The organism is Enterobacter sp. 01-M-03-SI-ECC (assembly GCF_047530215.1).
Classification (GTDB): Bacteria; Pseudomonadota; Gammaproteobacteria; order Enterobacterales; family Enterobacteriaceae; genus Enterobacter; species Enterobacter chengduensis.
In genome coordinates this window covers 1-21,854 of the sequence record NZ_JBLKDA010000029.1, presented here as the reverse complement: position 1 = coordinate 21,854, position 21,854 = coordinate 1, and the positions used below count along the sequence as shown (strand labels likewise).

Sequence of the window (21,854 nt, the reverse complement as noted above, 5' to 3'; positions counted from 1 at the left end):
CTACAGCCTGAAGTATGACGGGTAACAACAGAAATTTTGCGCGCTTTCTGTTATCCTTGCGCCGCAATTGCATTATTAACCAGAGGCTTTACATCGTTTATGTCCGGCTGGCCACGAATTTACTACAAATTACTTAATTTACCATTAAGCATCCTGGTAAAAAGCAAGTCTATCCCAGCAGAACCCGCGCTGGAATTGGGACTCGATACGTCGCGTCCTATTATGTACGTTTTGCCTTATAACTCGAAGGCAGACTTACTGACGCTTCGCGCCCAGTGTCTGGCGCATGACTTACCTGACCCGCTTGAACCGCTGGAAGTCGACGGCACGCTGCTGCCGCGCTACGTGTTCATTCACGGTGGACCGCGCGTGTTTACCTATTACACGCCAAAAGAAGAGTCCATCAAGCTGTTCCACGACTATCTCGACCTGCACCGCAGCAACCCCGATCTGGACGTGCAGATGGTGCCGGTCTCGGTGATGTTTGGTCGCCGTCCGGGCCGTGAAAAAGGTGAAGAGAACCCGCCGCTGCGCATGCTTAACGGCATCCAGAAGTTCTTCGCGGTCTCCTGGCTGGGGCGCGACAGCTTTGTGCGCTTCTCCCCTTCGGTTTCGCTGCGTCGCATGGCGGACGAGCACGGCACCGACAAAATCATTGCGCAAAAACTGGCGCGCGTGGCGCGCATGCACTTCGCCCGTCAGCGCCTGGCTGCCGTAGGGCCACGCCTCCCGGCGCGTCAGGATCTGTTCAACAAGCTGTTGGCCTCCAAAGCGATTGCCCGCGCCGTTGAAGACGAAGCGCGCAGCAAGAAAATTTCGCATGAGAAAGCCCAACAGAACGCCATTGCGCTGATGGAAGAGATTGCCGCGAACTTCTCTTACGAGATGATTCGCCTGTCCGATCGTATTCTCGGCTTTACGTGGAACCGCCTCTATCAGGGCATCAACGTTCATAACGCCGAGCGCGTGCGTCAGCTGGCGCATGATGGCCATGAGATTGTCTATGTTCCCTGCCACCGCAGCCACATGGACTACCTGCTTCTCTCTTACGTGCTCTATCATCAGGGGCTGGTGCCGCCGCACATCGCAGCCGGAATCAACCTGAACTTCTGGCCAGCAGGCCCGATCTTCCGCCGCCTGGGCGCGTTCTTTATCCGTCGTACCTTCAAAGGCAACAAGCTCTACTCCACCGTGTTCCGCGAGTACCTGGGCGAGCTGTTCAGCCGCGGCTATTCCGTGGAGTACTTTGTGGAGGGCGGACGTTCGCGTACCGGACGTCTTCTCGATCCGAAGACCGGCACGCTGTCGATGACCATCCAGGCGATGCTGCGCGGCGGAACGCGTCCAATCACGCTGGTGCCTATTTACATCGGCTACGAGCACGTGATGGAAGTGGGCACGTACGCCAAAGAGCTGCGCGGGGCGACCAAAGAGAAAGAGAGCCTGCCGCAGATGCTGCGCGGCCTGAGCAAGCTGCGTAATCTGGGTCAGGGTTACGTAAACTTCGGCGAACCGATGCCGCTGATGACGTACCTGAACCATCACGTTCCGGAGTGGCGCGAGTCCATCGATCCTATCGAAGCGATTCGTCCAGCCTGGCTGACGCCAACGGTCAACGGCATCGCGTCCGAGCTGATGGTGCGCATTAACAACGCCGGTGCGGCTAACGCCATGAACCTGTGCTGTACGGCGCTGCTGGCTTCGCGTCAGCGCTCGCTGACCCGCGAACAGCTTACAGAGCAGCTGGACTGCTACCTGGACATGATGCGCAACGTGCCGTATTCCGTTGACTCAACCGTGCCTTCTGCTACCGCCAGCGAGCTTATCGATCACGCGTTGCAGATGAACAAGTTTGAGGTCGAAAAGGACACCATCGGCGACATCATCATTCTGCCGCGCGAGCAGGCAGTGCTGATGACCTACTACCGCAACAACATCACGCATATGCTGATGCTGCCGTCGCTCATGGCCGCCATTATTACCCAGCATCGTCATATCTCCCGTCAGGAGCTATTGCGCCATCTTGAGACCATCTATCCGATGCTGAAAGCGGAGCTGTTCCTGCGCTGGAGTAAGGATGAGCTGGCGACAGAACTGGATAAGATGACGGAAGAGATGCGTCGCCAGGGGCTGATTACCCTGAACAACGACGAGCTGCACATCAATCCGTCACGCTCCCGTACGCTGCAGCTACTGGCGGCCGGTGCGCGCGAAACGCTGCAGCGCTACGCCATCACGTTCTGGCTGCTGAGTGCGAACCCGTCTATCAACCGCGGTACGCTGGAGAAAGAGAGCCGGACGCTGGCCCAGCGCCTGTCGGTGCTGCACGGCATTAACGCTCCGGAATTCTTCGACAAAGCGGTCTTCAGCTCCCTGGTGCTGACGCTGCGCGATGAAGGCTTCATCAGCGATACGGGCGATGCCGAGCCGGAAGAGACGCTGAAGGTGTACCAGATGCTGGCAGAGCTGATTACCTCTGACGTGCGCTTAACGATTGAGAGCGCCACGCAGGGCGAATGATGTGAAAAGGCCGGGCGGTATTTCACCTGACCCGGCCTGGCATTCCGCATAATATAAAGGCCCGGTAAGCGCTAAACGCTACCGGGCCTTATTTTTGAGCCTTATTACATCACCGCATTTAGCTGAGCAGCGTAAAGGCAATCATCCCGACAATTGCACCCGTCGTGCCGAGGATGGTTTCCATCAGCGTCCAGGTCTTGAGGGTTTGCGCTTCGGTGGCACCGGTAAACTTACCGAACAGCCAGAAGCCCGCGTCGTTAACGTGAGAGACCACAATCGAACCGCCCGCGATACAGATAGAGAGCGCGGCCATCTGGGCGCCGGAGTAGTTGAGCTGTTCAATCACCGGCATCACCAGACCCACGGCGGTTAAACACGCCACGGTGGCGGACCCCTGGATGATACGCACCGCCGCAGCCAGTACGAAGCAGGTTACCGCAATCGGCAGGCCCATCCCGGTCAGCGCTTCGCCCAGTGCCGGACCCACGCCGGAATCCACCAGCACCTGCTTGAACACGCCGCCGGCACCGATCACCAGCAGGATAATCCCCGCAGGCTGCAGCGCCGCACCGCAGATCTCCATCACGCGATCTTTCGGCATCCCCTGACGCATTGCCAGGCCGTAAATCGCCACCAGGCACGCCACCAGGATCGCCGTAAACGGGTGACCGATGAACTCAAACCATTCGTACGCGGTAGAGCCTACCGGCACAAAGCGCGCGGCGATGGTTTTCAGGCCAACCAGCACCAGCGGGAGCAGGATCAGCGACAGGCTGAAGCCAAAGGACGGCATTTTGCCTTCGCCAAGGTGCGGCTCGGTGATGTCATCCGGAATGTGCAGCTCAACGTAACGGCTGATGAAGTTGCCCCACAGCGGGCCGGCAATAATCATCCCCGGGATTGCAGCGCACAGGCCAATCAGGATCATCCAGCCAAAGTCGGCGTGCATCTGGGACGCCAGCAGCATCGGCGCAGGCCCCGGCAGCAGAAACGCTGCGGCCGCCGCCACGCCCGCAAACAGCGGAATGACCAGCTTCACGAGGTTGGTGCCGGTATGGCGCGCCATGGAGAACGCGACGCTGATCAGCAGCACAACGGCCACTTCGAAGAACAGCGGCAGCGCGCAAATCAGGCCCGCCAGGCCAATCGCATAGTGCGCGCGGCTGTGGCCAAAGGATTTCAGCATCTTGACGGCAATCTGGTCGACCGCGCCCGTCTCGTGCAAAATCTTGCCAAACATCGCGCCCAGCGCGACCACAATCGCCAGGAAGCCCAGCGTGCCGCCCATCCCTTTTTCCATCGTCGCGGCGATCTTGTCGAGCGGCATACCGGAAAAGAGACCTGCACCAATAGAAACCACCATTAAAGCAACAAAGGCGTGCATACGCGCCTTCATCACTAAAAACAGCAGCAGCAATACTGAACCCACTGCTGTCAAAACTAGCGTTAATGTACTCAAAACTTACTGCCTTTTATTAATGACCTCGATGGTGCTGGCAACAACACCTTCCAGTGACTGATCGATATCAACCACTAAGACGTCTTTCTCGTCTTCACCCGGCTCCTGCAGCGCGTCGAACTGCGTGACCAGCATCTGGGTTTTGAAGAAGTGACCTTTACGCGCCTTCAGGCGGCTTTCAATCACCTCGAAGTCCCCTTTCAGGTAGATGAAAGAGAGGTTCGGGTTGCCGTCGCGCAGCAGGTCGCGGTAGGTTTTTTTCAGCGCGGAGCAGACGATCAGGGAAACTTTGTTGGTGCGCTGCATAGCAAACGCGGCGTCGTTCAGCGCCTGCAACCACGGTTTGCGGTCGTCGTCGTTCAGCGGCTCGCCGGAGGCCATTTTCATGATGTTGCTGCGCGGGTGGAGGAAGTCGCCATCAAGAAACGCAGCATGGAGTTGATGCGCCACTTCGCTGGCCACGGCTGATTTCCCGCTACCGGAAACGCCCATCAGGACGTAGACGTGGTGATCGTGGTTAGTCGTGCTCAAAGGGTGTCCCTCAGTCAATTGTTACGGGTAACAGTTATCGGTAACATTGTCCTGCCGGGGCAAAAGAGAAGCAATATCCAAACGTGCGCGAAGTGAATAAGTGTGAGCTACTTCAAATTTGTCAGTTCAAATAGATCCACCCGGTGACAAGGTGAAACCTAAATCTAACATTTTTGGCGTCACCGTCTCGCCACGAATGCGCGCCAGCAGGCGTTCTGCGCCAATGCGGCCCATACGTTCACGCGGGGTCAGGACGCTTGCCAGACGCGGCTCCATGACCTGACCAATGTCGTGGCCGTGGAAACCGGCGATCGCCATATCATCAGGGATCTTCAGCCCCAGACGCTGACACTCAAACGCCGCGCCGACCGCAAGGTCATCGTTGGTACAGAAAATACCGTCCAGTTGCGGATACTCGCGTCGCGCCTGACGCATCAGCTCAATACCCGACGTATAGGAAGAGGACTGCTCCACCATCACGCTGTACGGGGTTAAGTTCGCGTCGAGCATCGCCTGCTCGTATCCCTTCTGTTTGATGATAGTACGTTCATCAAGGCGCGCACCCAGGTAGGCGATATGACGATGCCCGCGGGCGATGATGGCCGCCGTCATCTGGCGCGCCGCCTCGAAGTTATCAAAGCCGACGGCGATGTCGAGGCACGGCGACTGGCTGTCCATCAGCTCCACTACCGGGATACCGGCCACTTCAATCATTTTGAGCGTGCGGGCGGTGTGGGTACGTTCGGTTAAAATCAGGCCGTCAATGTTCCAGGAAAGCATGGATTCAAGACGCTCTTCTTCGAGTTCCGGCTTGTACCCGTAGTGGGCGAGCATGGTCTGGTAGCCAAACGCATCGGTGACGCTTTCAATTCCGCGTAATACTTCGGCGAAAACCTGATTGGTCAAGGAAGGAAGCAGAACGCCCACCGCGCGGCTGGTCGCATTGGAGAGAATATCGGGTGCGCGGTTGGGAATATAACCCAGTTCATCAAGGGCTGCGGCAATCTTGCCACGCAACGCCACGGAAACCTGTTCCGGGTTACGTAAAAACCGGCTGACCGTCATTTTGGTCACACCGACGCGATCGGCGACATCCTGAAGTACGGGGCGTTTCTTTTTCATCGTCCTGAGAAATCTTGAAGAGAGAGATTTGCTCAGTTTATCACGGACAAAGCTCAACCTTCCCCGTTTAAAGGGAAGGTTGAGAAATTATTTAGACCGGCGGCAGATCAAACAGCAGAATTTCGCTTTCGCTGTCGGCATGCACGGAGATTGCCTGCTCATCCCAGATCGCCAGACCATCGGCGGTGGTTGCTTTGGTGCCGTTGATGGACACTTCGCCTTTCACCACCTGGATCCAGACGCGGCGGTTAGCGGCAATCTGGTGCACGGACTGTTCATCTTTCGCCAGCGCCCAGCGGTACAGTTCCATGTCCTGATGCACTTTCAGGGAACCTTCACGCGCATCCGGGGACAGCACCAGCTGTTTACCCTGTTTGGCGTCGAAGCGGCGCTGCTCGTAGCGCGGCGTGATGCCGGTCTCTTCTGGAATGATCCAGATTTGATACAGGTGCAGTTTTTCCGTTTTGCTCGGGTTGTACTCGGAGTGACGCACCCCGGTACCCGCGCTCATGATCTGGAACTCGCCCGCCGGCACCTGCTCTTTGTTGCCCATGCTGTCCTGGTGCTCCACCGCCCCTTCCAGCACATAGGTCAGAATTTCCATGTCTTTGTGCGGGTGGGTACCGAAGCCCTGGCCTGCATCAATCACGTCGTCGTTAATCACGCGCAGTGCGGAGAAGCCCATGAAGTTCGGGTCGTAGTAGTCGGCAAACGAGAATGAATGCCATGAGTCCAGCCAGCCATGATTCGCGTGACCACGTTCGTTTGCTTTGCGTAAGTAGATCATTGTTTTCACCCTCAGTTCGTTTCGATGGAGTAAGTGTGGACGCAAACGGCCTGGGATGATAGAGGGTGAAAATTGACTCCTCTGTTCAAAAATTGTGAACAAGTACAGAGGAGCCATTTTTGCTTATTTAGCGAGGGTTACCGTGGCAGGAGAAGCCTGTTCGAAGGCCCGCTCAAGGATTTCGAGGTTGGTCAGAACGTCAGATTCCTTGACGTAATTCGCCGTGCCGTTTGTGAGGGTCTCAAACAGCGCATCATAGACGCGGCCATAGTCGCCGGTTTCCGGTTTCAGCGTTTCTTTGACCGTTACGCCCTCATCGTTCACATACTCCAGCACGCCCACGGAATCGTCCGCGGCAAAGCCGGGTTCACCGGGCATGATATTGGCCTTCAGGCTGGTCTCCTGCTGGTCGATACCGTATTTGATAAACGAACCTTTAGTGCCGTGAACGATAAATTTCGGGTAGTCGATCTTCACCAGATGGCTGGTTTTGACGATGGCCTTCAGGTCGCCGTAGAACAGCTGCGCTTCAAAGGTGTCATCCGGGTTGGCTTTATTACGCAGGCTGCGGATGTCATACGCTACGTGGTCCGGTCGGCCAAAGAGGGAGATGATCTGGTCCATGGTGTGTACGCCCAGACCATAGAACGAGCCGTCCTGCGGCAGGCCGGGCTGGGTCTCCGCCACCGGGCGGTAGTAATCAAAGTGGCTTTCAATTTCCACGATGTCGCCGAGCCTGCCGCTTTCAATCGCTTTTTTCGCCGTCAGGAAGCAGCTGTCAAAGCGGCGGTTCTGATACGGCGTGACGGTCAGTCCTTTACTTTTCGCCAGCGCGAACAGCGCTTTTGCTTCGGCAATCGTCGGGGTGAAGGGCTTTTCTACCAGCACGTTTTTGCCCGCTTCCAGCGCACGCTTCGCGTAGTCGAAGTGGCTGTCGGCGTGGGTGCAGACGACAACCAGTTTGACCTGCGGGTCGTTAAGCACATCATCCAGATCGCTGGTGAAATGGATGTGGGAATACTGCGGAGATTGCTCTTCCGGCTTCGCGCGGCGGCGGTAGATATGGGCCACGTGCCAGCGGTCTTTACGGTTGAGAACATACGGCAGGTGGTAGCGGGTCGTGCTTTTACCAAATCCAACAAATGCGCAATGTAGCGTCATGGCTCAGTCCTTTTGGAAGGTTACTGAGTCTAACCATAACAAAAAAAAAGCCAGCTAAAAGCTGGCTAAAGTAATACTGGAAGCAATGTGAGCAATGTCGTGCTTTCAGGTTCCCGTAGCGGTCTTCCTGAATGCAGAGCAATAATAATTATTCTCATTCGCACCTGTCCAATACTTTTTGCAAAAATTAGCAGTTGACGCACATTTTAAAGTCATTGATGTTGGAAGGGACTTTTAACTGACTGAGGATAAAGGAATGAGTGAGATAGTGATACGCCATGCGGAACCGAAAGATTATGACGCCATTCGTCAGATCCACGCCCAACCGGAGGTGTACCACAACACACTACAGGTTCCTCATCCGTCTGAGCAAATGTGGCAAGAACGACTCACCGACCAGCCCGGCATTAAGCAACTGGTCGCCTGTATAGACGGTCATGTCGCCGGGCATCTGTGCATCGCCGTCGCGCAACGCCCACGCCGCAGCCATGTGGCTGATTTTGGGATTTGTGTCGGCGCGCAGTGGCAAAACCGGGGAGTTGCCAGCGCGCTGATGCGCACCATGATTGATATGTGCGACAACTGGCTGCGCGTTGAACGCATCGAGCTCACGGTTTTTGCGGATAATGCGGCCGCCGTTGCGCTGTATCAGCGTTTCGGTTTTGAAATCGAAGGCACCGGCAGGAAATTCGCCCTGCGCAACGGCGAGTATGTGGACGCGTATTATATGGCGCGGATGAAGTAGTGATTTGCCGGGTGGCGGCTTCGCCTTACCCGGCCTACGTTCGTGCAGTTGTAGGCCCGGTAAGCGCAGCGCCACCGGGCGATACATCAATACCCCGCCGTCAAATCATCCACCGAACGCGGATCCGATGCGCCAAACAGCGCCCCGTCCGGCCCAACCATAATGCTCTGGGTGCTGCCCATCGCCTCTTTCACCGCGACCTTCTGCCCGCGCTGCTCCAGCAGTTTAATGGTGTCCGGGCTAAAGCCCTTCTCGACGCGCAGTTCGTCCGGCAGCCACTGGTGATGGAAGCGCGGCGCATTGGTGGCTTCGGCGACATTCATCCCAAAATCGATACTGTTCACCACCATCTGCAATACCGTGGTGATAATCCGGCTGCCGCCCGGGCTGCCGGTTACCAGCCAGGTTTTGCCCTCTTTTACTACGATGGTAGGCGACATGGAGGACAGCGGTCGCTTCTTCGGCCCGACCGCATTCGCATCGCCGCCGACCAGCCCGTAGACGTTCGGCACGCCAGGCTTGGCGGAGAAGTCATCCATCTCGTTGTTCAGCAGGATGCCGCTGTTGCCCGCCACAATCCCGGTGCCGAAGGTGGTGTTAAGCGTATAGGTCACCGCCACCGCATTACCGTCTTTATCCACCACCGAGAAGTGGGTGGTCTGGTTGCTTTCATACGGCGCCAGCTTTCCGGGGCGGATCTCGCTCGACGGCTTCGCCTTGTTCATGTCGATTTCGTCGGCAATGGATTTGGCATACGCCTTATTGGTCAGCGCCTGCCAGGGCACCTTCACGAAGTCCGGATCGCCGAGGTATTCCGAGCGGTCGGCGTAGGCGCGTTTTTCCGCTTCCGCCATCACCTGCATGGCGTCCGCGCTGCCGAAGCCGAACTTATGCATATCGAAGTTTTCGAGAATATTCAGGATCTGCACGATGTGAATGCCCCCGGAGGACGGCGGCGGCATGGAGAAGACTTCGTAGCCGCGATAGGTGCCGCTAATCGGCTCGCGCTCCACCGCCTTGTACTCGGCCAGATCCGCTTTGGTGATCAAGCCACCGTTTTTCTTCATCTCTTCGGCAATCTGGTCGGCAATCGCCCCTTTATAGAAGGCGTCCGGACCGTGCTCCGCAATCAGCTCCAGGCTTTTGGCGAGGTTCTTCTGCACCAGCTTATCGCCCTTCTTCAGCGGCTCGCCGTCTTTCCAGAAGATGGCCTTGCTGTTTTCGTGGTTCGGAATCACTTCGCTGCCGTAGGTTTTGAGGTTGTCCGCCAGCGCGTCGTTGACCACAAAACCGTCTCGGGCCAATTTAATGGCTGGCTGCACCACTTTGTTCAGCGGCATCGTGCCGTATTTTTCCAGCGCCAGCGAGAAGCCCGCCACGGTGCCGGGCGTGCCGGAGGCGAGATGGGAGGTCAGGGATTTTTTGCTGTCAGGGTTGCCCTGATCGTCGAGGAACATATCGCGGGACGCCTGAGCAGGCGCCATTTCGCGGAAGTCGATGGCGGTGGTTTTGCCGTCTTTGGTGCGCAGCATCATAAAGCCGCCGCCGCCCAGGTTCCCCGCCTGCGGGTGCGTGACCGCCAGCGCATAGCCGACGGCGACCGCGGCATCCACCGCATTACCGCCCTGCCTGAGAATATCGACGCCCACTTGGGTTGCCAGCGCATCCACGGATGCCACCATGCCGTGGGTTGCCCGCACGGGATGAAAAACATCTTCCTCCACGCCGTAAGAGACCGGAGGTGCTGCGGGTGGGTTGGCCGCCACGCTAAATGTCCCGCCTGCCATCAGCGCGGCAATGGCTACCCAGCGCAAAAACGTTGGTTTCATCATTATTGTTCTCCAGGTGAAGGGATCCATATTCCCCGCTTAAGCCTGGTTCACAACTCCTAAAAAATCATCGTCATGGTGAAATCGGGGTAAACTTAAGAGAGACCTCAAAAGGAGGAGATGACAATGAAACGCTTACTGATTCTTACGGCGCTTATCCCGTTTGCCGCGCTCGCACAGCCACTCAACACCATGAACAATCCGAACCAGCAGGGGTATGTTATCCCGAGCCAGCAGCGCATGCAGACCGAGATGATGAGCCAGCAGCAGCAGCAAAAAGGGATGCTTAACCAGCAGTTGAGAACCCAGACCCAGATGCAGCAGCAGAGCCTGCAAAATCAGATGAACGCCAATACCCAGCGCGTGCAGCAGGGACAGGTGCGCGAGCAGCCGCTGCCCAATAAAAACGGCGGCATGTTAGGCGGGATGACCTCCTCAGGCAGCGGACAGCAGCATATGCTGCCGCCGCAGTCGAACGGCAGTATGCTTAATCCGCAGAACTAAAGTCCGGGCCGATCAGGTCAATCGCATCGGTACAGATGCTGTCCACGCCCCAGCGCAGCAGTTCGGCTGCACGCTGGGGTTTATTGACGGTATAGACCAGAATATGCAGCCCCGCGTCTTTGAGCATTCTCACCCGCGCCTCATCCAGCAGCTTATGGTTCAGATGGATCGAGACGCAGCCTAAACGGGTCGTCAGCTCGCGCCAGTCTTCACGCCATTCGTCCAGCAATAGCCCGCGCGGCAGTTCCGGCACCGCCGCCTGAGCCGCTTCCAGCGCGTCGATTTCAAATGATGACAGCAGCGGCGGCGTCATCCCTTCCCATAGCTCACGCGCGGCCAGGGCAATCACTTTGCCCGTCAGCGGCCCGGTGCCGGTGGTCGGTTTAATCTCAATGTTTGCCATCATGCCGTGCTGACGACAGCGGTCCGCCACTTCCGCCAGCAGCGGCAGCGGTTCACCTTTGAATTCGCCGCTGTACCAGCTTCCGGCGTCTACTTTCAGCAGATCGCGCCACGGCAATTCGCCCGCCACGCCCCAGCCGTTGCTGGTGCGTTCGAGGTTATCGTCATGCAGCAGGAAGATCTCGCCGTCCTTCGACAGCTTGGCGTCGAATTCGATCATCGTGTGGCCGTAGCGCGCGCCGACGTCAATCGCCGCCAGCGTGTTTTCCGGCGCCAGCTTACCGCCGCCGCGGTGGGCGACGACGTGGGGATAAGGCCAGTTGCTCATACTCGTTGTCCTGTTTCACCGTCAAAGAGGTGCAGATGATTTTCCGGCAGGTGCAGCCACAGCGTGCTGCCTGCTTTCGGGCGCTCCTGATGTGCCAGGCGCACCACCATTTTTTGCTCACCCCAGCGCCCGTGCGCCAGGTTATCTGCACCCAACATCTCCAGCGTGTCCATCACCAGCGGCACGCCACCGTCCGCCTGAGTGGTTAAACCGATATGTTCCGGGCGGATCCCGAGCGTCATCTTACGCCCGGCGTAGCCACGATAGTACCAGCTGATCGGCAATGCCATCCCGCTTTCCAGCTCAAAATGCGTGCCCGCGCTGCTGATACGCCCTTCCAGCAGGTTCATCGCCGGGCTGCCGATAAAGCTCGCCACAAAGCGGGTGGCCGGCTTCTCGTACACTTCCACCGGGGTGCCAATCTGCTCGGCGATGCCTTTGTTCATCACCATCACCCGCTGGGCGAGGGTCATCGCCTCTACCTGATCGTGGGTCACGTACAGGGACGTGGTTTTCAGACGACGATGCAGCTGCTGCAGCTCAAGACGCATCTGCACGCGCAGCTTGGCGTCGAGGTTAGAGAGCGGCTCGTCGAACAGGAATACCGCCGGGTCGCGCACGATGGCGCGCCCCATCGCCACGCGCTGGCGCTGGCCGCCGGAAAGCTCGCGCGGGCGGCGCTTGAGCAGGCCGTCCAGCTCCAGAATGCGGGCCGCTTCCTTCACCCGCTCCTCGATATGGCCTTTGCCCATGCCGCGGATTTTCAGCCCCCAGGCCATGTTCTCCTCCACGCTCATGTGCGGATAGAGGGCGTAGTTCTGGAACACCATCGCGATGCCGCGATCTTTGGGCTCCATCTCGGTAACGCGCTGGCGGTCAATCCTGATATCCCCGGAGGTCACGCGCTCCAGCCCCGCCACCATGCGCAGCAGGGTGGACTTGCCGCAGCCGGACGGGCCCACCATCACGATAAATTCCCCGTCCGCCACGTCGAGCGTCAGCGGCTGAATGACCTGGGTTTTGCCATCCCAGCTTTTGGTTACTGCCTGAAGTTTTAAACCTGCCATCTTATTTCTCGCTATCGACCAGGCCGCGGACAAACGCGCGCTGCATGGCTAAAACAATGACTACGGGTGGGATAAGGGTGAGCAGCATCGCCGCCATCACCTGGTTCCAGAGAGTGGTGCCTTCGCCGGTGGCGATCATGCCTTTGATGCCCGCCACGGCGGTGCCAAGGTTGACGTCCTGAATAATCAGCAGCGGCCACAGGTACTGGTTCCAGCCGTAGATAAAGGTGATCACAAACAGCGCCGCAAGGTTGGTTTTCGACAGCGGCAGCACGATGTCGCGGAAGAAGCGCATCGGCGACGCGCCGTCGATGCGCGCGGCTTCAATCAGCTCGTCCGGCAGGGTCATAAAGAACTGGCGGAACAGGAAGGTGGCGGTCGCCGAGGCCATCAGCGGCAGGGTTAAGCCCGCATAGCTGTCGAGCATCTTCAGGTTGGCAATCACCTCCACCGTCGGAAAGATTCGCACCTCCACCGGCAGCATCAGGGTGATAAAGATCATCCAGAAGAAGAGGTTGCGCAGCGGAAAGCGGAACCAGACGATGGCGAAGGCCGAGAGCATCGACACCGTGATTTTGCCGACGGTAATGCCGAACGCCATGATGAAGCTGTTGAGCATCATCAGCCAGAACGGCGCGCTGTTGGCACCTACGCCCTGGGTCCAGATGGTCTTCATGTTCTCGAAAAGATGCCCGCCGGGGATGAGCGTCATCGGCGTGTCGAACACCGCTTTGGTGTCGAGCGTGGCGGCGACGAACGCCACGTACAGCGGGAACAGAATGACGATAATCCCTAAAATCAGCATGGTATGGCTGAAAATCGTCAGCCCGCGACGGTTCTCAATCATTGGTAGCGCACCTTACTTTCAACATAGCGGAACTGCACCACCGTGAGGATGATGACGAGGAACATCAGCACGACGGACTGCGCGGCTGAGGCGGAGAGATCCAGCCCGGCGAAGCCTTCGCGGTAAATTTTATAGATAAGCGTCGTGGTCGCCTGCACCGGGCCACCTGCGGTCGCCGCGTCGATCACCGGGAAGGTGTCGAAGAAGGCGTACACGAGGTTAACCACCAGCAGGAAGAAGCTCACCGGGGCGATCAGCGGCAGCGACAGCCTGAAGAAGCGGCGAATCGGCCCCGCGCCGTCAATGGCGGCCGCTTCCACCAGCGAACGCGGGATGGACTGCAGCGCGGCAAAGAAGAACAGGAAGTTGTAGCTGATCTGCTTCCACACCGAGGCGAACACCACCAGGAACATCGCCTGGCCGCTGTTCTGGGCGTGGTTCCAGTCGTAGCCGAACTCGGCCAGGAAGTGGGTAATCAGCCCGCGACCGGGGTTAAACAGGAAAATCCACAGCACGGCGGCGACGGCGGGCGCCACGGCGTACGGCAGCAGCATCAGGGTCTGATACAGGCGGCTGCCGCGCACCACGTAGTCCACCAGCGCGGCGAAGAACAGCGAGGCGACCAGGCCGCTGACGGTGACCAGGGCGCTGAACTTCATCGTCGTCCAGAAGGAGTCAAGGTAGTAGCTGTCATGGAACAGCGCGGTGAAGTTGTCCAGGCCCACAAACTGGCTGGAAAGCCCGAACGGATCGACGCTTTGTACCGAGTACCACAGCGCTTCGCCCGCAGGCCAGATAAAGAAGATAACGGTGATGACCAGCTGAGGCGCGACCAGAAGATAGGGCAACCAGCGGGAACGGAACACCGGACGGGATGATGACATGGAGATTGGGTTCCTGAACAATGCCGGGTGGCGGCTACGCCTTACCCGGCCTACAAAACGTCCCCCTCACCCCGGCCCTCTCCCCAAAGGGGAGAGGGTTAGGGTGAGGGGCGGGTTTGAATTACGATTTGGTCGACTGCTCAAAGCGGCGCAGCAGCTGGTTCCCGCGCTCTACCGCGGAATCCAGCGCCTGCTGTGGCGTTTTCTTCCCGGTCCAGACGCTTTCCAGCTCTTCATCCACGATGGTGCGGATCTGCGGCATGTTGCCCAGGCGCAGGCCTTTAGTGAACGGCAACGGCGGCTTGTTCAGCATCTGACGCGTCGCGATATCCGCGCCCGGGTTTTTGCTGTAGAAGCCCTGCTCGCGGGTCAGGTCGTATGCGGCTTTGGTGATCGGCAGGTAGCCGGTCTTCTGGTGCCATTCAGCGGCAATCTCAGGCTTCGCAAGGAAGTCGAGGAACTCGGCCACGCCTTTGTAGGTGCCCTTGTCTTTGCCCTGCATCACCCACAGGCTCGCTCCGCCGATGATGGCGTTCTGCGGCGCGCCCTTCACGTCAGCGTCGTACGGCATCATGCCCACGCCGTAGTTGAATTTGGCGTAGTGACGGATGTCCGCCAGCGAACCGGAAGACGCGGTGGTAATGGCGCAGTCGCCGTTGTAGAACTTCTCGGTGGATTCGTCTTTACGGCCGAAGTAGCTGAAATCGCCCTTCTTGTTGAGTTCTTCCAGCAGCGCGATGTGCTTCACCTGCTCCGGCTTGTTGAACTCCAGTACCGCGTCGGTGCCGTCGAAGCCGTTGTTTTTGGTCGCCACCGGCAGGCCGTGCCAGGCGCTGAAGTTTTCAATCTGGATCCAGCCCTGCCAGCCGCTGGCGTAGCCGCACTTCATCCCCGCCGCTTTCAGCTTCGCGGTGTATTCCGCAAGGTCCTGCCAGGTTTTTGGCGGCTGCTCCGGGTCTAAACCCGCTTTTTTGAAGGCGTCTTTGTTGTAGTACAGCACCGGCGTGGAGCTGTTAAACGGCTGAGACAGCAGGTGCCCGGTTTTGGAATCGGTGTAGTAACCCGCTACGGTCGGCACAAACTGCGATTCATCGAAGTTGATACCGGCTTCTTTGAACACTTCATAGACCGGCTTGATGGCTTTGGAGGCCATCATGGTGGCGGTGCCCACTTCATAAACCTGTAACAGCGCTGGCGCGTTGCCGGTACGGAAAGCGGCAATCCCTGCGCTCAGGCTCTGCTCGTAGTTGCCTTTATACACCGGCACAATCTTGTAATCCGGATGGGTGTCGTTGAAACGCTGCGCCAGGGAGTCAACTTCTTTACCCAACTCCCCTTCCATGGAATGCCAGAATGGAATGGTCGTCACAGCCATTGCGTTTGTCGCAAAAGCCAGACCCAGTGCCAGACCCAAAGCTGTGTGTCGTAACGATGTCATTGTCATCTCTCTTATTGTGCCGGATGCGCGATATCACGCGTTTTATGCTCGCGAGGTAACATGACATGCTCGAATGACAGAAAAATAACTGTTTGTTTACAGATAAGTGACAGCCAGGCGTCAGGGGGATGATGGTTGTGTGAAGGGGTGTAGTGGTAAAAAAAGCCGGGTGGCGGCTACGCCTTACCCGGCCTGGTCGATTCCGTAGGCCCGGTAAGCGCAGCGCCACCGGGCGATACAGACGGCTCAGCCGCCCAGGTAAGCGCTCCGCACCGCTTCGTTCGCCAGCAGCGCGTCGCCGGTATCCTCCAGCACCACGCGGCCGTTCTCCAGCACGTAGCCACGGTCGGCGAGCTTCAGCGCCTGGTTGGCGTTCTGCTCGACGAGGAAGATGGTCATCCCCTCTTTACGCAGCTGCTCGATGGTGTCGAAGATCTGCTGGATGATGATCGGTGCCAGACCGAGCGACGGCTCGTCCAGCAGCAGCAGGCGCGGCTGGCTCATCAGCGCGCGGCCAATTGCCAGCATCTGCTGCTCACCGCCGGACATGGTGCCCGCACGCTGGATGCGGCGCTCCCACAGGCGCGGGAAGAGCTCGTACACCCACTTGATGCGGGTCTGGTATTCATCGCGATGGGCGAAGAAGCCGCCCATCGCCAGGTTCTCTTCCACCGTCATGCGGGAGAACACGCGGCGCCCTTCCGGGACAATCGCCACCGCCTCGCGCATGATTTTTGCGGTCTGCCAGTCGGTAATGTCTTTGCCATCAAACACAATCCGCCCGCTGGTGGCGCGCGGGTCGCCGCACAGGGTGCCGAGCAGCGTGGTTTTTCCCGCGCCGTTGGCGCCAATCAGGGTGACGATTTCCCCCTGATGGATATGCAGGCTGACGTCGTGCAGCGCCTGGATCTTGCCGTAGTGCGCGTTGACCTTGTCGAACGTTAACATCGCTTTTTCCATCTTATGCCTCGCCCAGGTATGCGCGGATCACGTCCGGGTTGTTGCGGATCTCTTCCGGCGTGCCGTTTGCCAGCGGAGTGCCCTGGTTGACCACGTAGATACGGTCAGAAATACCCATTACCAGCTTCATGTCGTGCTCAATCAGCAGGATAGTGGTGTCGTGGCTATCGCGCAGCTCGGCAATCAGCTCGTCCAGCTCTTTGGTCTCTTTCGGGTTGAGCCCTGCCGCCGGTTCGTCGAGCATCAGGATCTCCGGCTGGGTCACCATGCAGCGCACAATCTCCAGGCGACGCTGGTCGCCGTAGGCCAGGTTGCTCGCCTGACGGTTGGCGTGCTGCAGCAGGCCGATGCGGTCGAGCCAGGTGGCGGCGCGGTCGAGCGCCTCATCCTGGGCGCGGCGGAAGGCGGGGGTTTTCAGCAGGCCGGAGAACAGCCCGGTTTTCAGCTGCTGATGCTGTGCCACCAGCAGGTTCTCAATCACCGTCATCTCGCGGAACAGACGCACGTGCTGGAAGGTACGCACCACGCCCATGCGGGCAATCTGCTGGCCCGGCAGCCCTTCAAGGTGCTGGTCGCGCAGCATGATGGTGCCGCCCGTCGGCTTGTAGAAGCCGGTCAGGCAGTTGAAGACCGTAGTCTTCCCCGCGCCGTTGGGGCCAATAAGGGAGACAATCTCTTTCTTGTGCAGATCCAGATTCACGTTGTTGACCGCCAGCAGGCCGCCAAAACGCATCATCAGCCCGTTAACGGATAATAATGGCTGACTCATGCCTGCTCTCCTTTTGCTTGCCCGTTCTTCAGCTTCAGCTGTGGACGGGTCATCGGCAGAAGGCCCTGCGGACGCCAGATCATCATCAGCACCATCAAACCACCCAGCATTAACATGCTGTATTCGTTAAAGTCGCGCATCAGCTCGCGCGAGACCACCAGCAGAATGGCCGCGAGGATAACGGCAAACTGCGAGCCCATCCCGCCCAGCACCACGATCGCCAGCACAAAGGCGGATTCGGCGAAGGTGAACGATTCCGGGCTGACGAAGCCCTGACGCGCGGCAAACAGCGTTCCGGCGAAACCGGCAAACGCGGCGCTGATGGTGAACGCGGTCAGCTTGATGCGGGTCGGGTTCAGGCCCAGGGAGCGGCAGGCAATCTCATCTTCGCGCAGCGCTTCCCACGCGCGGCCCAGCGGCATGCGCAGCAGGCGGTTAATCACGAACAGGGTGATCACTACCAGCAGCAACGCCACCAGATAGAGCCAGATGACGCGGTCGGACGGGTCATACTTCACGCCGAAGAAGTTGCTGAAGGTGTCCCAGCCGCCTTCGCGGGCGGTCCGGCTGAACTCCAGGCCGAAGAAGGTCGGTTTCGGGATCTGGCTGATGCCGTTCGGGCCGCCGGTCACGTCGGTGTTGTTCAGCAGCAGGATACGGACGATTTCGCCGAAGCCTAAGGTCACAATCGCCAGGTAGTCACCCCGCAGGCGCAGCACCGGGAAGCCGAGCAGAAAACCTGCGGCGGCAGAGACCAGCCCCGCCAGCGGCAGGCAGGTCCAGAAGCCGAGGCCGTAATAGTGGTTCAGCAGCGCGAAGGTGTAGGCGCCGATGGCGTAGAAGCCGCCGTAGCCGAGCACCAGCAGGCCAGAGAGCCCCACCACCACGTTCAGGCCGAGACCGAGAATCACGTAGATCATGGTCAGGGTAGCGATATCCACGGTTCCGCGCGAGACCACAAACGGCCACGCCACGGCGGCCACCAGCAGCGCCACGAGGAACAGCTTCTGCTTCACGGTAGAACCGTCGATTGCCGGCAGGACGAACTTCGGCCCGGAGACGTTTTTCAGCGACTTCTGGAACAGCGGACGCAGCAGCTGGAACAGGAACACCACGGCAGTGCCGATAAATACCCACTCCCAGCGGATATCGGGAGCGGTATCCACCACCAGCTTCGTCCCGTCCAGACCTAGCTGGACGCCCATAAAGACGCCCGCCAGCACGAAGAACATGGCGGCAGAGAGCAGCGCCATCGCAAAATGCATCGGTTTCATACTTTCTCTACCTCCGGACGGCCCAGAATACCGGTAGGCATCACCAGCAGAACCAGAATCAGCAGGGCAAACGACACCACGTCTTTATATTCCGTGCTCAGATACGCCGAAGAGAGCGCCTCCGCCACGCCCAGGATCAGGCCGCCGATCATCGCGCCCGGAATACTGCCGATGCCGCCCAGCACCGCCGCGGTGAAGGCTTTCATCCCGGCCATAAAGCCGATATACGGATTGATTACGCCGTAGAACTGGCCTAGCAGGACACCTGCAACGGCAGCCATCGCGGCGCCGATCACGAAGGTCAGAGCAATCACGCGGTCGGTGTTGATGCCGAGCAGGCTCGCCATCTTCAGATCTTCCGCACAGGCGCGGCAGGCGCGCCCCATCCGCGAGTAGCGGATGAACAGCGTCAGGGCGAGCATCGCAATAAAGGTCACAACCCAGATGACGAGCTGCATGGTGGTAATAGAAGCGGCGAAGTTTTCACTGGCCCCCACAATCCACTGGCCGTTAAACAGGCTCGGCAGCGCCACGTCGCGCGAGCCTTCGGTCAGGCTGACGTAGTTTTGCAGGAAGATGGACATCCCGATCGCGGAAATCAGCGCAATCAGGCGTTTGGAGCTGCGCACCGGCCGGTAGGCCACGCGCTCGATGCTCCAGCCGTAGGCGCTGGCAATCACAATCGCGCCGACAAACCCGGCGGCGACCAGCAGCCAGCTGCTGTCGATGCCCATCATCATCAGGGCGGCGATAATCATAAAGGAGACATAGCTACCGATCATGTAGACCTCGCCGTGGGCGAAGTTAATCATGCCGATAATGCCGTAAACCATCGTATAGCCGATGGCGATCAGCGCGTAGGTGCTTCCCAGCGTAACGCCGTTAAACATCTGCTGCAGGAAATAGAGAAACTGCTCGGACATATGCAAACCTTTTTATACCCGCCCGGCGGTCCGGGCGGTGGGATAATTATTTGGCGGCCGAGGAAGACCCGTCGGCGTGCCACTTGAAGACACCAAACTCAAATCCCTTCAGATCGCCTTTCTCATCCCAGTTCAGCGGCCCAATCACGGTGTTCGCCCCGTGTGCTTTTAAATCCTTCACCAGATCCAGCGGTTCTTTGCTGCCGGTACGCTCCAGCGCGGTGGCCAGAGACTGCACGGCGGCGTAGGTGATCCAGACGTATGGACCACTCGGATCTTTCTTCTGCGCCTTGAGCGCATCCACGATAGCCTTGTTGGCCGGATCCTGGTCATAGCGTTTTGGCATCGTCACCAGCATGCCTTCTGCAGAATCCCCCGCGATGTTCGACAGCGAGGCATTGCCCACGCCCTCTGGCCCCATAAACTGGGTTTTCAGGCCGGTGGCGCGCGCCTGACGCAGCATCTGACCCATCTCCGGGTAGTAGCCGCCGTAGTAAACGAAGTCGATGTTCTCTTTTTGCAGACGGGCGATCAGCGCGGAGAAGTCTTTCTCACCGGCGGTAATGCCGTCGAAGAAGACGATATTTGCGCCGCCTTTTTTCAGGCCGTCCTGTACGGAGCGCGCCAGGCCTTCGCCGTACTGCTGCTTGTCATGAATGATGGCAATGCGCTGAGGCTTGACGGTTTCAAGGATGTATTTGGCGGCGGTTGGCCCCTGGGAGGAGTCCAGACCGGCGGTACGCATGATGTGCTGGTAGCCACGCTGGGTCAGCTCCGGGTTGGTCGCGCCGGGGGTGATCATCAGGATGCCTTCGTCTTCGTAGATGTCAGACGCGGGCTGGGTGGAGGATGAGCACAGGTGGCCAATCACATACTGGATACCGTCGTTGACGATTTTGTTAGCGACCGCGACGGCCTGTTTTGGATCGCAGGCGTCGTCATATTCCACGCCCACCAGCTTGTCGCCCTTAATGCCGCCCTTCGCGTTGATGTCTTTGATGGCCTGGCGCGCGCCGTTGAACTCCATGTCACCCCACTGGGCAACGGGGCCGGACATTGCGCCCACTACCGCAACTTTAATGTCCTCCGCCATAGCGGCATGCGAGATCGACAGTGCAACCATTCCCGCGATAAATGTTTTCGCGTTCCTTTTCATCTCTGAATCCCCATTCGTGATGTCGTGTTTATATTTTGTTTTATTATGGTTAAAAAGCATTCTGTACTTTTAATGAACAACGCTATTTTTACCAGTGCCTTTAATGGTTTAGCGCAGGTTTTTGCCAAAAACCAGACTAAAATCTCTATTTTTCAGGCGATTAAGCAAAGATAATATTCTGAAATCAGGCAGAGATAAACAACTAAAAGTAGAGTTTGCAGCATAAAATAACGGTACAAAGCGCCGAATAAATCACTACCATTCAGGTTAAAATTCTGCTTATTTTTCGATCCATGTGTTTTCAGACTGCCCATCGCGTTGCCAAAAAACTAATCACCTGGTTAATGAGAATAAAAAGAGGAAGCCGCTGGGTGGATAAATTGAGTACACTGCCCCTACTCAATTTGATTTGGACAAGTAGCTAATGAAACTGACTATCGTGCGTCTGGTGACCTTTAGCGACCAGGATCATATCGACCTGGGCAAGATCTGGCCGGAATATTCCCCTTCATCACTGCGCGTGGATGAGACCCACCGCATTTATGCCGCCCGCTTTAACGAGCGCCTGCTGGCAGCGGTTCGCGTCACCCTGAGCGGTACGGAAGGGGCGCTGGACTCGCTGCGCGTGCGTGACGTCACCCGCCGTCGCGGCGTGGGACAGTATTTAATTGAAGAAGCGATCCGCGAAAACCCGAGCGTAACCTCATGGTGGATGGCCGACGTGGGCGTGGAAGATCGCGGCGTGATGGCGGCGTTTATGCAGGCGTTAGGGTTTACGGCTCAGGAGAGCGGGTGGGCGAAGCGCTAAAAAAAAGCCGGGTGGCGGCTTCGCCTTACCCGGCCTACGAACTGCGGTTTGTAGGCCCGGTAAGCGAAGCGCCACCGGGCAAAAGAGGGGCTGTGCGGCCTGAATTGTGCGGTCTGTTGCCCTCACCCCGGCCCTCTCCCACGGGAAGAGGGATCCCCACAAAATAATGCCAGCACAGTCGGCCCCCTCTCCATTGAGGGAGAGGGTTGGGGTGAGGGGGGGAACATACGGCTGTAGTGGTCATTCCGTTCACTTCATGTGCCTTGCTACTCTGTGACGACATGACCGGTGAACGTGCCAGGGTGGCTCAATCGCCACCACCCTGGCGACCCGGGCTCCC

20 protein-coding genes are annotated in these 21,854 nt (G+C 58.3%); 4 read left to right on the top strand and 16 right to left on the bottom strand.

Features of this window, described 5'->3' with window-relative positions; all coding sequences use genetic code 11:
- The first annotated feature begins 99 nt into the window (after positions 1-99).
- Positions 100-2,520 (top strand): glycerol-3-phosphate 1-O-acyltransferase PlsB, encoded by a 2,421-nt coding sequence (gene plsB / locus ACMWKK_RS21050; RefSeq protein WP_112781572.1) that lies wholly within the window; start codon positions 100-102, stop codon positions 2,518-2,520.
- Positions 2,521-2,638: 118 nt separating this feature from the next.
- On the opposite strand, the gene gntU is transcribed toward plsB, so the two are convergent.
- From gntU to ACMWKK_RS21025, 5 genes are all read right to left on the bottom strand, one after another.
- The gene (gene gntU / locus ACMWKK_RS21045) at positions 2,639-3,979 is read right to left on the bottom strand and encodes a gluconate transporter (RefSeq protein ID WP_014833577.1); all 1,341 of its coding nucleotides are present in this window, start codon (positions 3,977-3,979) and stop codon (positions 2,639-2,641) included.
- A gap of 3 nt (positions 3,980-3,982) precedes the next feature.
- Positions 3,983-4,510, bottom strand: a complete 528-nt coding sequence (gene gntK, locus ACMWKK_RS21040; RefSeq protein WP_045328885.1) for a gluconokinase — start codon at positions 4,508-4,510, stop codon at positions 3,983-3,985.
- A gap of 126 nt (positions 4,511-4,636) precedes the next feature.
- Positions 4,637-5,632, bottom strand: coding sequence for a gluconate operon transcriptional repressor GntR (gene gntR, locus ACMWKK_RS21035; protein ID WP_021242747.1), 996 nt, complete (start codon positions 5,630-5,632; stop codon positions 4,637-4,639).
- A gap of 91 nt (positions 5,633-5,723) precedes the next feature.
- Positions 5,724-6,419 carry a pirin family protein gene (locus ACMWKK_RS21030; protein WP_008503360.1) on the bottom strand — a complete coding sequence of 232 codons (696 nt, stop codon included), beginning with the start codon at positions 6,417-6,419 and terminating at the stop codon, positions 5,724-5,726.
- Between the two features lie 123 nt (positions 6,420-6,542).
- Positions 6,543-7,580: an oxidoreductase gene (locus tag ACMWKK_RS21025; RefSeq protein WP_112781573.1), complete on the bottom strand. Its 1,038-nt coding sequence runs from the start codon at positions 7,578-7,580 to the stop codon at positions 6,543-6,545.
- Positions 7,581-7,836: 256 nt separating this feature from the next.
- Here ACMWKK_RS21025 and yhhY point away from each other — a divergent pair, with 256 nt between their 5' ends.
- Complete coding sequence (gene yhhY / locus ACMWKK_RS21020) at positions 7,837-8,325, top strand: N-acetyltransferase (RefSeq protein WP_112781574.1); 489 nt, start codon at positions 7,837-7,839, stop codon at positions 8,323-8,325.
- A gap of 86 nt (positions 8,326-8,411) precedes the next feature.
- Here the strand turns inward: yhhY and ggt are convergent, their stop codons facing one another.
- A complete protein-coding gene (ggt, locus tag ACMWKK_RS21015) occupies positions 8,412-10,157 on the bottom strand; it encodes a gamma-glutamyltransferase (protein ID WP_181663681.1) in 1,746 nt (581 codons plus the stop codon).
- Positions 10,158-10,280: 123 nt separating this feature from the next.
- On the opposite strand from ggt, the gene ACMWKK_RS21010 reads away from it, so the two are divergent.
- Positions 10,281-10,658: a DUF2756 family protein gene (locus tag ACMWKK_RS21010; RefSeq protein WP_045328887.1), complete on the top strand. Its 378-nt coding sequence runs from the start codon at positions 10,281-10,283 to the stop codon at positions 10,656-10,658.
- On the opposite strand, the gene ugpQ is transcribed toward ACMWKK_RS21010, so the two are convergent.
- The 10 genes from ugpQ to livK form a co-directional block, all read right to left on the bottom strand.
- Positions 10,642-11,388, bottom strand: a complete 747-nt coding sequence (ugpQ, locus tag ACMWKK_RS21005) for a glycerophosphodiester phosphodiesterase (protein ID WP_112781575.1) — start codon at positions 11,386-11,388, stop codon at positions 10,642-10,644. The two genes, ACMWKK_RS21010 and ugpQ, sit on opposite strands and share 17 nt — an antisense overlap.
- Positions 11,385-12,455 (bottom strand): sn-glycerol-3-phosphate import ATP-binding protein UgpC, encoded by a 1,071-nt coding sequence (locus tag ACMWKK_RS21000; protein ID WP_112781576.1) that lies wholly within the window; start codon positions 12,453-12,455, stop codon positions 11,385-11,387. The genes ugpQ and ACMWKK_RS21000 overlap by 4 nt, the downstream gene beginning before the upstream one ends.
- A gap of 1 nt (position 12,456) precedes the next feature.
- Entirely contained in the window at positions 12,457-13,302 is an 846-nt protein-coding gene (gene ugpE / locus ACMWKK_RS20995) for a sn-glycerol-3-phosphate ABC transporter permease UgpE (RefSeq protein WP_028015153.1), read from the bottom strand.
- Positions 13,299-14,186, bottom strand: a complete 888-nt coding sequence (gene ugpA / locus ACMWKK_RS20990) for a sn-glycerol-3-phosphate ABC transporter permease UgpA (protein WP_023618241.1) — start codon at positions 14,184-14,186, stop codon at positions 13,299-13,301. Before ugpA ends, ugpE begins: the two co-directional genes overlap by 4 nt.
- A gap of 121 nt (positions 14,187-14,307) precedes the next feature.
- Positions 14,308-15,624, bottom strand: coding sequence for a sn-glycerol-3-phosphate ABC transporter substrate-binding protein UgpB (gene ugpB / locus ACMWKK_RS20985; protein WP_032644689.1), 1,317 nt, complete (start codon positions 15,622-15,624; stop codon positions 14,308-14,310).
- A 246-nt stretch (positions 15,625-15,870) separates the two neighbouring features.
- Positions 15,871-16,584, bottom strand: a complete 714-nt coding sequence (livF, locus tag ACMWKK_RS20980) for a high-affinity branched-chain amino acid ABC transporter ATP-binding protein LivF (protein WP_072265650.1) — start codon at positions 16,582-16,584, stop codon at positions 15,871-15,873.
- Position 16,585: 1 nt separating this feature from the next.
- Positions 16,586-17,353: a high-affinity branched-chain amino acid ABC transporter ATP-binding protein LivG gene (gene livG / locus ACMWKK_RS20975; protein WP_023310024.1), complete on the bottom strand. Its 768-nt coding sequence runs from the start codon at positions 17,351-17,353 to the stop codon at positions 16,586-16,588.
- On the bottom strand, positions 17,350-18,627 hold the full coding sequence (locus ACMWKK_RS20970) for a high-affinity branched-chain amino acid ABC transporter permease LivM (protein ID WP_045328897.1): 1,278 nt from the start codon (positions 18,625-18,627) through the stop codon (positions 17,350-17,352). The genes livG and ACMWKK_RS20970 overlap by 4 nt, the downstream gene beginning before the upstream one ends.
- The gene (gene livH / locus ACMWKK_RS20965) at positions 18,624-19,550 is read right to left on the bottom strand and encodes a high-affinity branched-chain amino acid ABC transporter permease LivH (RefSeq protein ID WP_008500099.1); all 927 of its coding nucleotides are present in this window, start codon (positions 19,548-19,550) and stop codon (positions 18,624-18,626) included. Before livH ends, ACMWKK_RS20970 begins: the two co-directional genes overlap by 4 nt.
- A 46-nt stretch (positions 19,551-19,596) precedes the next feature.
- Entirely contained in the window at positions 19,597-20,706 is a 1,110-nt protein-coding gene (livK, locus tag ACMWKK_RS20960; protein WP_045328899.1) for a high-affinity branched-chain amino acid ABC transporter substrate-binding protein LivK, read from the bottom strand.
- Between the two features lie 424 nt (positions 20,707-21,130).
- Between livK and panM the strand changes: the two genes are divergently transcribed.
- Complete coding sequence (gene panM / locus ACMWKK_RS20955; RefSeq protein ID WP_112781577.1) at positions 21,131-21,514, top strand: aspartate 1-decarboxylase autocleavage activator PanM; 384 nt, start codon at positions 21,131-21,133, stop codon at positions 21,512-21,514.
- Positions 21,515-21,854 lie beyond the last annotated feature (340 nt).

Excerpts from the sequence above, each read along its gene's own strand:
- ACMWKK_RS21000 (WP_112781576.1), bottom strand. The coding sequence starts at position 12,455 with ATGGCAGGTTTAAAACTTCAGGCAGTAACCAAAAGCTGGGATGGCAAA.
- plsB (WP_112781572.1), top strand. The coding sequence starts at position 100 with ATGTCCGGCTGGCCACGAATTTACTACAAATTACTTAATTTACCATTA.
- ACMWKK_RS20970 (WP_045328897.1), bottom strand. The coding sequence starts at position 18,627 with ATGAAACCGATGCATTTTGCGATGGCGCTGCTCTCTGCCGCCATGTTC.
- ugpA (WP_023618241.1), bottom strand. The coding sequence starts at position 14,186 with ATGTCATCATCCCGTCCGGTGTTCCGTTCCCGCTGGTTGCCCTATCTT.
- ACMWKK_RS21010 (WP_045328887.1), top strand. The coding sequence starts at position 10,281 with ATGAAACGCTTACTGATTCTTACGGCGCTTATCCCGTTTGCCGCGCTC.
- ACMWKK_RS21025 (WP_112781573.1), bottom strand. The coding sequence starts at position 7,580 with ATGACGCTACATTGCGCATTTGTTGGATTTGGTAAAAGCACGACCCGC.
- panM (WP_112781577.1), top strand. The coding sequence starts at position 21,131 with ATGAAACTGACTATCGTGCGTCTGGTGACCTTTAGCGACCAGGATCAT.
- livH (WP_008500099.1), bottom strand. The coding sequence starts at position 19,550 with ATGTCCGAGCAGTTTCTCTATTTCCTGCAGCAGATGTTTAACGGCGTT.
- livK (WP_045328899.1), bottom strand. The coding sequence starts at position 20,706 with ATGAAAAGGAACGCGAAAACATTTATCGCGGGAATGGTTGCACTGTCG.
- ACMWKK_RS21030 (WP_008503360.1), bottom strand. The coding sequence starts at position 6,419 with ATGATCTACTTACGCAAAGCAAACGAACGTGGTCACGCGAATCATGGC.
- gntR (WP_021242747.1), bottom strand. The coding sequence starts at position 5,632 with ATGAAAAAGAAACGCCCCGTACTTCAGGATGTCGCCGATCGCGTCGGT.
- livG (WP_023310024.1), bottom strand. The coding sequence starts at position 17,353 with ATGAGTCAGCCATTATTATCCGTTAACGGGCTGATGATGCGTTTTGGC.
- ugpB (WP_032644689.1), bottom strand. The coding sequence starts at position 15,624 with ATGACATCGTTACGACACACAGCTTTGGGTCTGGCACTGGGTCTGGCT.
- ggt (WP_181663681.1), bottom strand. The coding sequence starts at position 10,157 with ATGATGAAACCAACGTTTTTGCGCTGGGTAGCCATTGCCGCGCTGATG.
- yhhY (WP_112781574.1), top strand. The coding sequence starts at position 7,837 with ATGAGTGAGATAGTGATACGCCATGCGGAACCGAAAGATTATGACGCC.
- livF (WP_072265650.1), bottom strand. The coding sequence starts at position 16,584 with ATGGAAAAAGCGATGTTAACGTTCGACAAGGTCAACGCGCACTACGGC.
- ugpQ (WP_112781575.1), bottom strand. The coding sequence starts at position 11,388 with ATGAGCAACTGGCCTTATCCCCACGTCGTCGCCCACCGCGGCGGCGGT.
- ugpE (WP_028015153.1), bottom strand. The coding sequence starts at position 13,302 with ATGATTGAGAACCGTCGCGGGCTGACGATTTTCAGCCATACCATGCTG.